The following is a 14,246-nucleotide window of genomic DNA, read 5'->3' as shown; positions in this document are numbered from 1 at the left end:
CCGCTTCAGTTCCGCTCTGGTGGTTTGGGCATGGTCTCCAAGGTGGCAATCAGGTCTTGCAGCAGCACTTGCAGGGTGCCCTGGAGTACGCGACGCAAGTCGTCTACAGGACCACCTGCTGCAAGCGCCTGCTCGAGCGCTTCGCAGTCGGCAACCAGGTGACGTACCTTGAGCATTTTGGCCCCACCCTTGCTACGGTGAGCCAACGCCTTGAGTGCGCCATCCGAGGCTCGCCCGTCAAGCGTACGCAGCGTTGCAAGGTCTTCGGCCACGCTTTGCGACAACTGCTCGATCAGATGCCGGATCAAATCGTCGTCGTCGCGGGTCAAGTGACGTAATTCGGCCAGGTTCAAGCCAACGGGCCGGGCAGGTGCAGGGGCTGCTTGCGGCTTGCCAGCCAACTGGGGCAGGTGTGCTTTGAGGCCGTGCAGGCCGATAGGCTTGAACAGGCAGTCATTCATTCCGCTGGCCAGGCATCGCTCCCGCTCCTCGGCCTGGGCATTGGCGGTCACCCCTAGAATCGTTACGGGCGACAATCCTTGCCGGCGTTCTTGAGCACGGATACGGCGAGCCAGTTCGTGACCGTCCATCACAGGCATGCTGCAGTCGGTGATCACCACGTCAAAGTGCGCTTCACGCCACAGTTGCAGCGCGATTTCGCCGTTCTGCGCCTGGGTCACCTGATGCCCCAGTGCGCGCAACTGGCGGTCAAGCAACAGCAGGTTAGCCGGATAGTCGTCCACGACCAGAACGTTCATCGTGCAAACTTCAAGGTCCGTGGCTGAGTCCTGCTTGTCGGCACTGAGCTCAGGGGCGCACTGGGGCAGGGCCATCACGATCTGTACCTTGGTGCCCACGCCTTCGACACTTTGCAGCGTCAGCGTACCGCCCATGAGCTCGGCAAGAGCCCGGCTAATGACAAGACCCAGCCCGGTACCCTGGCGCGCACGGGGCCCGTCGACCTGAACGAATGCATTGAACAGACGCGCCTGGTCCGCAGGACTTATGCCAATACCCGAGTCGCGGACACAAAGCTCGACGCACTGGCGTTCTCCTTGCAACGACGTGTGCATCGAGGTGTGGACTTCACCACGGTCGGTGAACTTGATCGCATTGCTGATCAGGTTCGACAGCACCTGCTTCAGGCGCGCAGCATCTACCTGAACCCACACAGGTTCGGTGGGTAGGTCACAGGCAAGCTCAAGGCCCTTGGCCCTCGCATTGCCCTCGAAGACGCGAACGGTAGCGCGCACCAGGTCCACCAGGTCGGTGGGGGTCGGCTGCAAACTGATGTGGCCTGATTCGATCCTGGAAATATCAAGAATATCGCCTATCAGCGCTAGCAGACCCAGTGCTGACTCATGCGCGGTCTCGAGCATGTGGGTATCGCATCGACCGTCGCGACTGTCCTCGAGCGCCAATTCCAACAAGCCGATCACGGCATTCATGGGGGTGCGTATCTCGTGGCTCATGGTGGTCAGGAACGTACTCTTCATGAGGCTGGCCTGCTCGGCTTCATCCTTGGCATGGCGAAGCTGCTCCAGCAAGCCACGACTCAGCGCCAGTTGTGTCTGCAGGGCGCGCTCGGCTTCGACTCGCTTCTGGATCAGTTTGCGCAGGTAGCTGTTCCAGAAGACGACACCTGCGATCAGCAACGCCGCAAGGACCAACACCTGTAGTGCCAGTTCTCGGTAGTTGCGCCATGGGCTGTCGCTGACCACGGTGCTGGTCCTCCAGCGATTGATCAATTGCTCGAGTTCTTCGGGCGCTATGCTCAGTAAGGCTTTGTCCAGGATCGATTGCAATTGTGGCTGATCGGCCGCGACGGCAAACGCCGCAACGGCCGGATCTTCGTCAAGAATGCTTGCGATCTGAAGTCGGTTCTTGAAGACGTGACTGATGTAGTAAGCCGCATTGATATGGCTGCTCAAAGCGGCATCGGCACTGCGATTGACCACAGCCTCCATCAGGTCCAGGGGGTTGTCGACTTCGACAAGCCGGGCCTGGGGGTAGCGCTGTTGCAGCATGGCGCGCTGCGGAGAGCTGCGAATCAACGCGATTCGTTGCGGTTCAAAGCGCTGGCTACCGGCCTGCAACGGGTAATCGGCGCGGGTAACGAGCACACGCGGGCTGATCAGGTAGGGCCGTGTAAAGCGCACGTGCTTGGACCGTTCGGCGCCGTAACCCAACGCGCCGATCATCATTGCGTCGCCTTGGCCCAGGCGGTCGATCATGGACTGGGCGGACTCGGCTTGCCTGATATGAAATTGCAGCCCGGTCCTCAGGGTAATTTGTTTGAGCAGGTCCAGGGTTATGCCACTGGGCCGCTGCTGGTCATCGTAGAACGTCAAGGGCGCCAAGGCCGGATTGATCAACACGTCTACGACCGGGTGAGCCGTGATCCAGGCTTGCTCCTCGTCGGTCAGTACACTCAGGTGGCGCTGTAACAAAAGACTGGTGTTGCTGTTGCTCCAGCGCTTGAGAATGGCCAGGCGCTCGCTTTCGCCAATCCGGCGCAGTGCTTTGTCGAGCAGTTGACGCAGTGCATCGTTATCGCGTGCCACTGCAAAGGCAAACGCCTCAGGAACAATCGGTGAGAAGTGATCGATCCGCAGTGCGCCTTTGAATGTCTTGCCAATCAGATAGTCCGTGCTGATAGCATCGCCCAGGTAGGCGTCGGCTTCGCCCATTGCCACGGCGGCCAGACCCGCCTGGGTAGAGCGATACAAAATCAGTTGCGCTGCCGGATAAAGGGCGCGGGCACGATTGGCCGGCAGATAATGGTCAACCATGGCCAGACGCAGCCCTGCAAGGTCGTGGGCAGGTGCAAGGCGCTGGCCTTCCCGGGTCACGATCACCGGCAGGTCATCGGCATACGCTGTAGTCAAGCTCAACCCGGCGTCTGCAGCCTCAAAGCTGTTGGAGCTGCCCAGCACGTCCACACGTCCTTCATGCAGCGCCTCTATGGCCTGATAGCGGCTATCGAAACGTTTGACTTCAACGGCTATACCCAACAAATCTGCAATGATGCCGACGTAATCTGCCGTCAGGCCTTCGTAGTCATTGGGACTGACATTGATATCGAATGGCGGATAGTCGGGCCGGGAAGTGCCCAACACCAAGCGCTTGCGGGCGTCCAGCCACTGGCGCTCGGCCGTTTGCAGCTTCAAAGGCTGCGTGGCACTTACTGAACGGGCCAGCAAACTGCGCGTCTCGCTGGCCAGCGACTGCGCGACGGCGCACGCCAGCACCATCAGCAGGACGGTGCTCGCCAGCACGCGTTTGATCGTCATGCGCCGCTCAGTAGACGTGGTTACGCTTGGCGAGATCGACCATCTCCACCAGTGACTCGGTCTTGAGTTTTTCCATGATCCGGCCGCGGTAGGTGCTGATGGTTTTGGCGCTGAGGTTCATGCAGCTGCCGATGTTCTTGTTGCTTTCTCCACGTGTCAGGCGCCTGAGGACTTCCATTTCGCGGTTGGAAAGGCTCGCCAAGCGCACCGGCTCGCTTTCCAGCGAATTGCTGTTGACCGACATCTGCGGGAACGTCGAATAGCCTTTTACCAGGGCCTTGAGCGCGAACAGCAAGGCTTCGTGATCTTCCTCCTTGGTCACGAATGCGCCGATGCCTGCGTCCAGACAGCGGCGTACATACAAGTCTGTTGCCTGGCCGGTGAGGACCATGATTTTGGGCACCTGATCGAGCGATTGCAGGCGCTTGATGACTTCCATGCCGTCCAGCCCAGGCAAACCGATGTCCAGAATCACCACGTCCGGTTTCAGCTCGCGTGCCATTTGCGCGACTTCACTGCCATTGCCCACTTCTGCGATCACATTGAAACGTTCATGTTCGAGCAGCATGCGCAAAGATAAGCGGACGATGGGGTGGTCCTCCACGATCAGCACGTTGGTCATTAGGAAAACTCCTGTTCAGATGTGGTCCAGCTCCTGAGGTACTCAGGAATACTTCTGTAAGCGGGTTGTCAGAAGCGCAGCACGATACGACCATTACCGAACTTTAGTAATGCCGAGTATATGAGGTGTTGAATTACCCTCAAGGGGCTGTTGAAAATTCCTACAAAAAGGAGGCCGATTCAGCGGCGTTTGGCCTATTGTTGGCCGCCGAACCGTAAGATCAGCTACACGCTGTGTGTACTTTACTTACGCGTGCTGACGATGCAGGGTGCTCAACCAAAGATTTGCCAATCCGCGCGGGTCGAGCTGCAAGCATCCCCTGGCAGTTGGGGCATCGACCTTGCAAACGTTCCTGCGCACACCCTCGGCAAAAGGTGCACTCGAAGGAGCAGATGAAGGCATCGAGGCTGTCACCGGGCAGGGCGGCGTCACAGCACTCGCAGTTGGGGCGCAATTCCAGCATAAGCGTGATTCCTGTCGGGACTGTCTGCACGCAGTGTGTTCCGGACCGGAACTGGCTGGCAAGCTAGACGCGGTAAAGGTGCGCATGCCCCGCACGGTAAAGGGCCGATTCGGCGAATGGCGTGTCGCCCAGTACTCGGCCCACCAGAATCAACGCGGTGCGGCGATAACCTTTGACAGTGGCGCGCTCGACGATGTCGTCCAGTGTGCCTCGCACCCAATTCTGGTCCGGCCAAGTGGCGCGGTAGACCACGGCAACGGGGCAGTCGCCACCGTAGTGCGGCAGTAGCTGTTCGACGATGCGTGCCAGGTGCTTGACCCCCAGGTGAATGGCTAGCGTCGTGCCATGGCGCGCAAGCGCCTCCAGCTGCTCGCCGGCTGGCATGGGCGAGCTGTCTGCGAAGCGGGTCAGGATCACGCTCTGGGCGACGTCGGGCAAGGTCAGTTCGCATCCCAGTAACGCGGCGCTGGCAGCCACGGCGGTGACGCCTGGCACAATCTGATAGTCGATGCCAAGACGCTGCAGATGGCGGATCTGTTCACCGATGGCGCCATAAAGGCTCGGATCACCGCTGTGCACACGCGCGACATCCTTGCCCTGCGCATGGGCGCACTCGATGGCATCGATGATCTGCTCGAGGTGCAGCTCTGCGCTGTTGATCAGGGTATCGGCGCAGTGGCCTTCCAGAACGGCAAGGGGGACCAGAGAGCCGGCATAGATGATGACAGGGCAGGTGCGAATCAGGCGCTGCCCCTTGACCGTGATCAGCTCGGGGTCGCCGGGGCCTGCGCCGATGAAGTAAACCGTCATGGTATTCCTGAATGATTGACAAAGGTGAGCGGGATCAGTGAGCGATGGCCAGGGTCGCAGGGCCCAGCGTTCGACGCGTGACCAGCAGTTGCGGGTCGCCATTGTACTGGTCAGCCATGGCCAGCGCTGCACTCTCTGCCACGCCCCAGCACCCGCTGTGCGCATAGGCGACGGCCGAGCGATGGCTCAGATGCGTTTCGAAGCGATTCAAGTGCGGTGCAGGGTAGAACACCAAGGGCAGCGCCAGGTGGCTGGCCAGTGCATGCAGCCCTGGCTCGTGCGCCTTGAGATCGATGCTGGCGATACCGTGAAGGTGCGCAGGGTCCAGGCCTCGCTGGGCGAGGCCTTGTTCGAGCAAGGTCAACAAGCTGTCCATCGGGCAACCCCTGCGGCAGCCAAACCCTACGTAGAACGGCTTCACTCTGGTCGGCTGAAGCGGCGATACAGCGCTGCGCTGATCAGGCCAAGGGCAAGCCAGAATGCTGCATTGGTGAGCCAGGACGCCAGCTGGAACTGAGTCTCCAGCGCCGCTGGAGCCAAACTCTGGTGCACTTCAGGCTGAGGCGCACCCATCACGTGCGGCAGCAGCAGGACAATGACACCCACCCCCTTCAAGGCCCAGTGGCGGGCAAATACCAGCAGTGCCAGGCCCACGGCCGTGGCACCCGCGGCGCCAGCCCACCAGACCTGGCGTTGCGCCAAGTCCGCCGCAGCGGTGCCCGGCAGCTCCGGCGGCAGCCCGAGCGTGGGCGCTAGGCAGAACACGGCGAAACCGGCCAGGCCCCAGGCAGCACCACTGGCCATGGTGCGCGGTTGGCGCAGGCTGTACAAGCCAGCCAGTATCAAAGCGAACCCCACCGCCACGACCAGGTTGCCGCCGGTGGTCGAGAGCGTGCGCTGCCAACCCTCTTCGGGTGACCAGGCCTCGTCACTGTGCTCATGGGCAGCCTCGGTATCTTGGGCATGGGCATGGGCATGTGCCGGGGCCGATGCCTCGTATGTCTCCGCTTCCAGGATCAGCGGGCTGACCCACAAACTTTGCAGCACGGTCAGCAGCACTGCCGCCAGCAGTCCGCTGAAGCCCGCCGTACGGGCAATGTGCGTGATCATGGGTGGCACTCAGTGGCAGGGGAAGGCGGCGCTGTGCCGGGTGTCATGCGCAGCGTTGTGAACGGCTTCGATGTGCGAGAAACCGGCAAAGTAGACCAGGCACAAGCCCAGCAGGCTGGCGCTTACAGCGACGACAATGCGTTGGCTGAGGGATACGGGGGCAACGATGCTGGTAACGTGCGGGCGGGTTGTGATGGGCATTGGCGCCTTCCTCTGCGTGTTGGGGACGGGCAGGCGCGGCAGCTGCAGGCGATACCCGCAGGAATGCGACAGCGCCCGCCCACCGCGGGGTGTTGATGGACGCCAGGCCGGTCTCCGGGCTTGCGAGGAGGAGTGTATCTCCTGGGCAGCGTCACCTTCCCATGCCGAATTTCCTGGCACAGTGGTAAAGACGCCTCACTCGCTTACCGTTGCGGGGGCAGCACCGGAATAGTCAAAGCCTGCCTGACAGGCCTGTGACGCACCGATTTCCCGTTTCACCCTCTTGGGGCACCTGACGCAATGCGATAGAAAAGCACGGGCGCTGCGCTGCGTCAAATGCACAGGCGAGGCGGCCAAGCGCTCGATCATTGCTGAGCGAAGGCGATTAGCCGCTCGCCATCGAGCCGATACCGTAGCCACTCGTTCTGCGGTTGCGCCCCTAGTGCGTCATAAAACCTAATGGCCGGCTCGTTCCAATCCAGCACACTCCATTCCAGACGGCCGCAGCCTTGGGCAACCGCCTGCTTGGCAATGTGCCTGAGCAACTGACGTCCGGCGCCATCGCCACGGTCGTTTGGGGTGATGTAGAGGTCTTCCAGGTAGATGCCATTGCGCCCAAGCCAGGTCGAGTAACTGTAGAAGTAAATGGCAAAACCAATCGCACGGCCCTCACGTTCGGCCATCAGGCAATGAACGGTGCTGCCTGCGTCGAACAGGCTGCGCTCGATGTCCTGGGGAGTGGCCAGCACTTCGTCGCGGGCGCGCTCGTACTCGGCCAATTCGGTAATGAAATCCAGAATCTGTTGGGCGTCAGTGCGTAGGGCAGGGCGAATTACAAGACTCATCGAGCGCTTATCCTTTATCGGCTGCGAGTGGTACAGCTATGTGTATCTGCAAAATTCTCTGCATCTGTACTGCAAGGGTGAAGCGTGCACTGGGCTAGTGTGAACCCTTTCCTGAACCCAGTGGAATACCCGTCATGCTCGCCTCGCTCGACCTGCTGATCGCCTTCGTCCTGTTCGCATTCGTTTCTTCCATCACTCCTGGGCCCAACAACACCATGCTATTGGCTTCGGGCGTGAATTTCGGTGTGCGCCGCTCGGTGCCACATGCGCTGGGCGTCAGCGTAGGGTTCATGGTCATGGTGCTTGCCGTCGGCCTGGGCCTGGGAGAGGTGTTCAAGGCCTGGCCTGCGCTCTACACCGTACTGCGCTATGCCGGAGCGGGCTATCTGCTTTACCTGGCTTGGAAAATCGCCACCTCAGGGCCGGTTGGCACTGCTTCTGCGGCAGAGCCCAAGCCTATTGGCTTCTGGGCTGCGGCTGCTTTCCAATGGGTCAACCCGAAGGCCTGGGTCATGGCCATCGGCGCAATAACCACCTATACCCCGGCGCAAGGCTACGTCGCTAACGTGGTGGTCATCTCCGCCTTGTTCGCTTTGGTGAACCTACCCAGCGTGGGGGTATGGGTCATGTTCGGCAGTGCGCTGCGCGGTCTGCTGCAGAACCCGCGCTGGCTGATGCTGTTCAATGTCCTGATGGCTGCACTGCTGGTCATTTCTCTCTACCCGCTGCTGTTTGTAGAATCGGCGTTTCACCCTTGATGCAGAAGGTAGCGCCCATCATGCAACTGACACCGTGGTCCCACGACTGTAGCGAAGGGTTCACCCTGCGCGGCTGGCGCAGCGAGCCTACAGGGCGACCTCTGCTGCACGTTCTGCACGGCAACGGGTTCTGCTCGCTGGCCTATCAACCGTTGCTGATGCACCTGGGGCTGCACTTCGATCTTTGGCTCAGCGACGTCCAGGGGCATGGGGACAGTGACCACGGCGGCCCATTCCGTGGCTGGAACCGCACGGCAGCGCTGGCCGCCGAAGCCTTCAGCGCACACGTGGCTGAGTATGGCAACGTACCCCGGCTTGCCATCGGTCATAGCTTCGGTGGAGTGCTCACCGGGTTGCTGCTGGCCAATGAGCCGCAGCTGTTCGAGCGCGCGGTGCTACTCGACCCGGTGATCTTCAGCCGGCGCATGCTGTTTTCGATGAAGCTGGCCGCCTGCTTCGGGTTGAATCGGCACCATGCGCTGGCGCGCAAAACGGCCGGCAGGCGCAGCACCTGGCCGGACCGCCCCTCAGCCATGACTTCCTTGCAAGGGCGGGGCATTTTCAAAGGCTGGACCGACGCGGCATTGCAGGCCTACGTGGCGCACGCGATCGCCGAAGGCGAAGGGGGTGTAATACTCAAGTGCCGTCCAAGCCGCGAAGTGGACATTTTCAGTAGCTATCCGTCCCACCTGTGGTCGAGCCTGGCGCGTATCAGCGTGCCGACGCGTGTGGTGTACGGCAGCCAGACCTACTCGTATGTACAGGCCTCGGCGATACGGCTGGCAGCGCTCAACCCTCATGTCAGTGCGCAGCAGGTCGCTGGCGGACACTGTTTCATGCAGGAAAATCCTGAGGCTGCGGCGCAGGAGGTGCTGGCTTTCCTCCGATCCAGCGTCCTACCCATAGAACACGCTGGGCCGTTCCAGGTAGCTAGCCCGTGAGTCGATGCAACGTTATCGTGGCACCCGCACGTTGAGGAGCGCACGATGAAGACAATTTTGAATACCCATTCCAACCCTGCCGGGCACTGGGTCGGCGATGGCTTTCCGGTCCGCAGCCTGTTCACCTATGACGACGACGTCAGTCGCACCAGCCCGTTTCTGCTTCTCGATTACGCCGGCCCCCACACCTTTGCCTCCACCTCGGCGCGCCGCGGGGTCGGATCTCACCCACACCGGGGTTTCGAGACGGTCACGATCGTGTACCAGGGCGAACTCGAGCACCGCGACTCCACTGGCGCTGGCGGGGTCATAGGACCGGGTGACGTTCAGTGGATGACCGCTGCAGACGGCATCGTTCATGAAGAGTTTCATTCACGTGGGTTCGCCCGCAGCGGCGGCGTGCTGGAGTCGGTGCAACTATGGGTGAACCTTCCGGCCCGGTTCAAGCGCGCGCCGGCCGGCTATCAGACTCTGGCCAGCGCCGATATCCCCACGGTGGACTTGGGTGCGGGCGTGGGCAGCCTGCGTGTGATCGCAGGAGAGTATCAAGGCGCGAGCGGCCCGGCTCGCACTTTCACACCGATGGACGTGTGGGACCTGAACCTTGAGGCCGGCGCCAAACTGGTGCTACCCGTGCCTGCAGGCCGCACGGCTGCAGTGGTGAGCCTACAAGGCGGTGTGCGGCTGAACCAGGTCTGTGAGGCTGGCCCGTGCTCAGTGACGATATTGGCCCGTGAAGGCGCCGACGTGCTGCTTGAAGCCCCGCAGCACGCTCGTGTGCTGGTGCTGAGCGGCGAGCCTATCGACGAGCCGGTGGTGGCATACGGCCCCTTCGTGATGAACACGCGGGATGAAATCATCGAGTCCATCGAAGGGTTCAAGTCAGGGAAGTTTGGCCGGATGCCCTGAACGCGCACCGTCCCAGGGCGCTAACCACCACCCGTCGCACCGATTCGATACGGCTCGAACTACCCAGCACTCGGCGTGTTCTTCAACTAAGGTGCAGATGGAACCCAGCACTTCGATACCGCATCGTTGCATGCGCCCCGACAGGTTCCTCTTCCTGTGATCCTGTGCCTGACACCCAGGCCTATTCACCCACAGCTAACCCAAAGAGGGCTCTGCCATGTCTCTGATAGGCGTATCGACACTGGAACTGCGACAGATGATCGAGCAGGCCTGCTTGCCAGATCGGTGTGAAATCAGCTGCGCCGACGGCGCACACCTGACCATCCGCCTTGGAAATGGTCAGGATCTGACACAAGCCGTCACGCTTTGTGATGTCCCGCTCAGCAGCCTCAACAGCAGCAGGGACCTGGTCAATCTGGTCGGCCAATTACACGCAATGCGCGACGGCGCTCCCGTGTACTGGAAGAAGTTGGCCTGACAGCGCGGCGCAACCGACGCTTCTAACCGGCCGTCACTGCAGTTCGAGCAGAAGGTTGAGCCCACCGTCGCCGCACTTACCCTGGTCTCTGACAACGCCATGGTAACTGTGTCCGTCCCAGATGAATGCGACACTGTGCGCTCGGTGCACCTTGTTAGGCAGGGGCGGGCAGATGTGCAGGCGCAGTGCAGGCCGCCCTTGAAGGTTGAGCGGTGCGAGCTGGCACTGGCACTCGACACTTTGCGCCACGGGTCCGAACAGGGTATCGCGGACGTAGTCAAGTTGTACCGATGCATTAGGAGCGCGGCCTGGCATTCTCATGGACGCTGCTCTCTGACCGTGGTACGTGCTGGGGCATGTCGATGTGTCATGACGATCTCCTTTAGGGAAGAAACGTGAGGAGGCTGCAGGCTGCATGGGAGTTCAATCCTGCTTCATGCGTTCAATTCGATTGCGTTGGCGTTCAGGCGCCTGCCTTGCGAAACGTCAGGTTGATGCGGCGCGGGCCCATGCGCGGATGCACGCCAGGCTTGATGGGCAGTACACCATGAAAGCGTAGACGGTCTTCACCCCCCCACACCAGCACATCGCCATGATTCAAGGCAATACGCTGGGTTTTGTCTGAACGTTGCAATCCACCCATCAGGAATACGGCAGGCAAACCCAGCGAGAGGGACACGATGGGTTGGCTGAAATCCTTTTCGTCGCGGTCCTGATGCAGGCTCAGGCGAATACCTGGTTGGTAATGATTGATCAGGCACGCATCCGGTACGAAGCCCTCGAATCCTGCACGCGCAGCGCACTGCGTGGCCAAGGTCAGCAGTACGGGCGGCATCGCCGGCCAGGGTCTACCAGACAGCGGGTCCACGGGGCTGTATCGGTAACCGCGTTCGTCACTGATCCAACCCAGTGCGCCGCAGTTGGTCAGGCCCACGGCCATATTCAAACCGCCAGGGGTACGCATGTGCCGCCAGGGCGCGCAACGCAGTATCGGGCGAAGCGCATCCAGCACGTGCTCGACATCTTCCAGCGCGACGCCTGGCAACAGTACTGTGCAGGGTGCCAAGTGCTGCGGTTGGGCCCCGAACAGGTCCAGATCGGATTGGATCATCAGTCTGAGTATTCCAGTTGGCCTGTTACCCAGCAGAGGAAAGCTGGAGTTCATGGGTGTTCACTATCGGTGAGCCACCAATTAATTCAAAACGTTTCTGAACGCCATCCGTCTGTTAATGGTCTTCATCGTGCCGTGGCCGCGGTAGCCGATTGATGATGAGGATTACACATGTCTGAGCACGTACCGGACAACCCCCGCAGGGACTTCCTGCGCAAGACCCTGACCTTGATACCAGTGGTAACGGTGGCCAGTACCGGCATTGGCCTGGGCAGTGCCACCGCACTGGCCGAGCCGGTACGCCAGCCCGACCAGCCCGAATCCAAGCCCGCTGCCACTGCCTACCATCCTGCGTTCTTCACCCCAGAGGAGTTCGCTTTTGTCCAAGCAGCGGTCAGCCGTCTCATTCCAGCCGACGAGCTAGGGCCTGGGGCCCTCGAGGCCGGCGCTGCGCAGTATATCGACCGCCAGATGGGCACTGCTTACGCCAGTGGCGGGCTGTGGTACATGCAAGGTCCGTTCAAGGCCGATGCGGCGCCAGAGCTTGGCTATCAATTGCAACTGACCCCGCAACAAATTTACCGCCTAGGTATCGCGGGTGTTCACCAATGGTGCCTGGCCAACGGTAACAAAGCCTTCCACGCGCGCAGCCCCGAGCAGCAGGACAAGGTGCTGGCGCAGCTGGAATCTGGCGAGCTGACTTTGCAGGACGTGCCGGCCAAGGCATTTTTCAGCCTGCTGCTGCAAAACACGCGCGAAGGCTTTTTCTGCGATCCGGTGCATGGCGGCAACCAGGGCATGGTCGGCTGGAAGCTCATCGGCTTTCCCGGAGCGCGCGCCGACTTCATGGATTGGGCCGAGCGCAACGAGCGCTACCCGTTTCCCCCTGTATCCATTCGCGGCGAGAGGGCCTGAGCCATGGCCAATGCATTGAAGAAGGTGGACGCCGTGATCGTCGGCTTTGGCTGGACGGGGGCCATCATGGCCAAGGAGCTGACCGAGGCCGGCCTGCACGTGGTTGCGCTGGAGCGCGGGCCCATGCAGGACACGTACCCTGATGGCAGTTATCCGCAAGTCATCGACGAGCTGACCTACAGCGTGCGCAAGAAACTGTTCGTGGACCTTTCCAAGGAAACGGTGACCATACGCCATACCGTCAACGATGTAGCGCTGCCGTACCGCCAGCTGGGTGCGTTCTTGCCTGGCAAGGGGGTGGGCGGTGCCGGTTTGCACTGGTCGGGGGTGCACTTTCGTGTCGACCCGATGGAGCTGCGCATGCGCAGCCACTACGAAGAGCGCTACGGCAAATCGTTCATCCCCCAGGACATGACCATTCAGGATTTCGGCGTCAGCTACAAAGAACTGGAACCCTACTTCGACTTTGCCGAGAAGGTGTTCGGCACCTCTGGCCAGGCCTGGACGGTCAAGGGTGAGCTGGTCGGGCAGGGCAAAGGCGGCAACCCGTTTGCCCCAGACCGCTCCAATCCGTTCCCGCTGCCCTCGCAGAAGAACGTGGTGTCGGCCCAGGTTTTCCAGAAGGCCACCGCGTCGTTGGGCTATCACCCTTACAACCTGCCCTCGGCCAACACATCCGGCCCGTACACCAACCCGTATGGCGCTCAGATGGGGCCGTGCAACTTCTGCGGCTTCTGCAGCGGCTACGTGTGCTACATGTATTCCAAGGCGTCGCCCAACGTGAACATCCTGCCAGCGTTGCGCCAGGTGGAGCACTTCGAGCTAAGGCCCAATGCCCATGTGCTGAAGGTGAACCTGGACGACAGCAAGCAGCGTGCGACCGGCGTGACCTATATCGACGCCCAAGGCCGTGAAGTCGAACAGCCGGCTGACCTGGTGATCCTGTCGGCCTTTCAGTTCAACAATGTCCGCCTTATGCTGCTTTCTGGCATCGGCAAGCCCTATGACCCGGTCAAGAATGAGGGTGTGGTCGGGCGCAATTTCGCCTATCAGAACATGGGCACCGTCAAGGCCTTCTTCGACAAGGACTTGCACACCAACAACTTCATCGGCGCCGGTGGCAATGGCGTGGCGATCGACGACTTCAACGCCGACAATTTCGACCATGGCCCCCACGGCTTCGTCGGTGGCTCACCGATGTGGGTCAACCAGGCAGGGACGCGGCCCATTGCAGGTGTAGGCAACCCCCCGGGCACACCCGCCTGGGGCAGCGCCTGGAAAAAGGCCACGGCCGACTACTACACCCACCAGATCTCCATGGATGCGCACGGCGCGCACCAGTCTTACCGCGGCAATTACCTGGACCTGGACCCAACCTACCGTGATGCCTATGGCCTGCCGCTGCTGCGCATGACCTTCGATTGGCAGGAAAACGACATCCGCATGAATCAGTTCATGGTCGGCAAGCTCAGCGCCATCGCCAAGGCCATGAACCCCAAGGCCATTGCGGTGCTGGGCAAGCAAGTGAACGAGCATTTCAATACTGCCACCTACCAGACCACTCACCTCAACGGTGGGGCGATCATGGGGACTGACCCTAAAACCAGCGCCTTGAACCGCTATTTGCAGTGCTGGGATGTGCACAACGTGTTCGTGCCTGGGGCCTCGGCATTCCCGCAGGGGCTTGGCTACAACCCGACCGGCCTGGTCGCTGCGCTGACCTACTGGTCGGCGCGGGCCATTCGTGAACGGTACCTGAAGAATCCCGGCCCCCTGGTGGCGGTGTAAGG

16 protein-coding genes and 1 riboswitch are annotated in these 14,246 nt (G+C 61.1%); of the genes, 6 read left to right on the top strand and 10 right to left on the bottom strand.

The window, feature by feature from the left end; all coding sequences use genetic code 11:
* Positions 1–5 precede the first annotated feature (5 nt).
* The 8 genes from FS777_RS20450 to FS777_RS20415 form a co-directional block, all read right to left on the bottom strand.
* Complete coding sequence (locus FS777_RS20450; protein WP_145257450.1) at positions 6–3,287, bottom strand: transporter substrate-binding domain-containing protein; 3,282 nt, start codon at positions 3,285–3,287, stop codon at positions 6–8.
* A 13-nt stretch (positions 3,288–3,300) separates the two neighbouring features.
* Positions 3,301–3,915: a response regulator transcription factor gene (locus FS777_RS20445; protein ID WP_058637752.1), complete on the bottom strand. Its 615-nt coding sequence runs from the start codon at positions 3,913–3,915 to the stop codon at positions 3,301–3,303.
* 220 nt (positions 3,916–4,135) lie between these two features.
* Positions 4,136–4,378 (bottom strand): DUF1272 domain-containing protein, encoded by a 243-nt coding sequence (locus FS777_RS20440; RefSeq protein WP_078478598.1) that lies wholly within the window; start codon positions 4,376–4,378, stop codon positions 4,136–4,138.
* Positions 4,379–4,441: 63 nt separating this feature from the next.
* Entirely contained in the window at positions 4,442–5,188 is a 747-nt protein-coding gene (gene cobM / locus FS777_RS20435; RefSeq protein WP_058637751.1) for a precorrin-4 C(11)-methyltransferase, read from the bottom strand.
* 34 nt (positions 5,189–5,222) lie between these two features.
* Positions 5,223–5,609, bottom strand: coding sequence for a cobalamin biosynthesis protein (locus FS777_RS20430; RefSeq protein WP_145257402.1), 387 nt, complete (start codon positions 5,607–5,609; stop codon positions 5,223–5,225).
* Entirely contained in the window at positions 5,606–6,298 is a 693-nt protein-coding gene (locus tag FS777_RS20425; protein ID WP_145257398.1) for a CbtA family protein, read from the bottom strand. The genes FS777_RS20430 and FS777_RS20425 overlap by 4 nt, the downstream gene beginning before the upstream one ends.
* A gap of 9 nt (positions 6,299–6,307) precedes the next feature.
* On the bottom strand, positions 6,308–6,499 hold the full coding sequence (locus FS777_RS20420; RefSeq protein WP_058637748.1) for a CbtB-domain containing protein: 192 nt from the start codon (positions 6,497–6,499) through the stop codon (positions 6,308–6,310).
* A gap of 87 nt (positions 6,500–6,586) precedes the next feature.
* Positions 6,587–6,810, bottom strand: a riboswitch (cobalamin riboswitch).
* A 54-nt stretch (positions 6,811–6,864) separates the two neighbouring features.
* Complete coding sequence (locus FS777_RS20415) at positions 6,865–7,344, bottom strand: GNAT family N-acetyltransferase (RefSeq protein ID WP_145257395.1); 480 nt, start codon at positions 7,342–7,344, stop codon at positions 6,865–6,867.
* Positions 7,345–7,478: 134 nt separating this feature from the next.
* On the opposite strand from FS777_RS20415, the gene FS777_RS20410 reads away from it, so the two are divergent.
* The 4 genes from FS777_RS20410 (at position 7,479) to FS777_RS20395 (ending at position 10,430) form a co-directional block, all read left to right on the top strand.
* The gene (locus FS777_RS20410) at positions 7,479–8,102 is read left to right on the top strand and encodes a LysE family translocator (RefSeq protein WP_058637746.1); all 624 of its coding nucleotides are present in this window, start codon (positions 7,479–7,481) and stop codon (positions 8,100–8,102) included.
* 20 nt (positions 8,103–8,122) lie between these two features.
* Complete coding sequence (locus FS777_RS20405; protein ID WP_145257392.1) at positions 8,123–9,043, top strand: alpha/beta fold hydrolase; 921 nt, start codon at positions 8,123–8,125, stop codon at positions 9,041–9,043.
* Positions 9,044–9,088: 45 nt separating this feature from the next.
* Positions 9,089–9,952: a pirin family protein gene (locus FS777_RS20400; RefSeq protein WP_145257389.1), complete on the top strand. Its 864-nt coding sequence runs from the start codon at positions 9,089–9,091 to the stop codon at positions 9,950–9,952.
* A 217-nt stretch (positions 9,953–10,169) separates the two neighbouring features.
* Positions 10,170–10,430 carry a DUF1652 domain-containing protein gene (locus tag FS777_RS20395; protein ID WP_145257386.1) on the top strand — a complete coding sequence of 87 codons (261 nt, stop codon included), beginning with the start codon at positions 10,170–10,172 and terminating at the stop codon, positions 10,428–10,430.
* Positions 10,431–10,463: 33 nt separating this feature from the next.
* Here the strand turns inward: FS777_RS20395 and FS777_RS20390 are convergent, their stop codons facing one another.
* Both FS777_RS20390 and alkB read right to left on the bottom strand, forming a co-directional pair.
* Positions 10,464–10,751, bottom strand: coding sequence for a hypothetical protein (locus FS777_RS20390; RefSeq protein WP_145257383.1), 288 nt, complete (start codon positions 10,749–10,751; stop codon positions 10,464–10,466).
* Positions 10,752–10,893: 142 nt separating this feature from the next.
* Entirely contained in the window at positions 10,894–11,541 is a 648-nt protein-coding gene (gene alkB, locus FS777_RS20385; RefSeq protein WP_145257380.1) for a DNA oxidative demethylase AlkB, read from the bottom strand.
* Positions 11,542–11,712: 171 nt separating this feature from the next.
* Between alkB and FS777_RS20380 the strand changes: the two genes are divergently transcribed.
* Positions 11,713–12,456 carry a gluconate 2-dehydrogenase subunit 3 family protein gene (locus FS777_RS20380; protein ID WP_078478601.1) on the top strand — a complete coding sequence of 248 codons (744 nt, stop codon included), beginning with the start codon at positions 11,713–11,715 and terminating at the stop codon, positions 12,454–12,456.
* Between the two features lie 3 nt (positions 12,457–12,459).
* Positions 12,460–14,244, top strand: a complete 1,785-nt coding sequence (locus FS777_RS20375; protein ID WP_145257377.1) for a GMC family oxidoreductase — start codon at positions 12,460–12,462, stop codon at positions 14,242–14,244.
* Positions 14,245–14,246: the final 2 nt, after the last annotated feature.

It is taken from the genome of Pseudomonas sp. DE0157 (assembly GCF_007678615.1).
Lineage (GTDB): Bacteria > Pseudomonadota > Gammaproteobacteria > Pseudomonadales > Pseudomonadaceae > Aquipseudomonas > Aquipseudomonas parafulva_B.
The sequence above is the reverse complement of the archived record's forward strand: the minus strand, read 5'-3'. Positions and strand labels throughout refer to the sequence as shown.

Coding starts and splice junctions, on each gene's coding strand:
- FS777_RS20410 (WP_058637746.1), top strand. CDS start 7,479: ATGCTCGCCTCGCTCGACCTGCTGATCGCCTTCGTCCTGTTCGCATTC.
- FS777_RS20445 (WP_058637752.1), bottom strand. CDS start 3,915: ATGACCAACGTGCTGATCGTGGAGGACCACCCCATCGTCCGCTTATCT.
- FS777_RS20440 (WP_078478598.1), bottom strand. CDS start 4,378: ATGCTGGAATTGCGCCCCAACTGCGAGTGCTGTGACGCCGCCCTGCCC.
- alkB (WP_145257380.1), bottom strand. CDS start 11,541: ATGATCCAATCCGATCTGGACCTGTTCGGGGCCCAACCGCAGCACTTG.
- FS777_RS20400 (WP_145257389.1), top strand. CDS start 9,089: ATGAAGACAATTTTGAATACCCATTCCAACCCTGCCGGGCACTGGGTC.
- FS777_RS20390 (WP_145257383.1), bottom strand. CDS start 10,751: ATGAGAATGCCAGGCCGCGCTCCTAATGCATCGGTACAACTTGACTAC.
- FS777_RS20425 (WP_145257398.1), bottom strand. CDS start 6,298: ATGATCACGCACATTGCCCGTACGGCGGGCTTCAGCGGACTGCTGGCG.
- FS777_RS20380 (WP_078478601.1), top strand. CDS start 11,713: ATGTCTGAGCACGTACCGGACAACCCCCGCAGGGACTTCCTGCGCAAG.
- FS777_RS20415 (WP_145257395.1), bottom strand. CDS start 7,344: ATGAGTCTTGTAATTCGCCCTGCCCTACGCACTGACGCCCAACAGATT.
- FS777_RS20395 (WP_145257386.1), top strand. CDS start 10,170: ATGTCTCTGATAGGCGTATCGACACTGGAACTGCGACAGATGATCGAG.
- FS777_RS20405 (WP_145257392.1), top strand. CDS start 8,123: ATGCAACTGACACCGTGGTCCCACGACTGTAGCGAAGGGTTCACCCTG.
- FS777_RS20375 (WP_145257377.1), top strand. CDS start 12,460: ATGGCCAATGCATTGAAGAAGGTGGACGCCGTGATCGTCGGCTTTGGC.
- FS777_RS20420 (WP_058637748.1), bottom strand. CDS start 6,499: ATGCCCATCACAACCCGCCCGCACGTTACCAGCATCGTTGCCCCCGTA.
- cobM (WP_058637751.1), bottom strand. CDS start 5,188: ATGACGGTTTACTTCATCGGCGCAGGCCCCGGCGACCCCGAGCTGATC.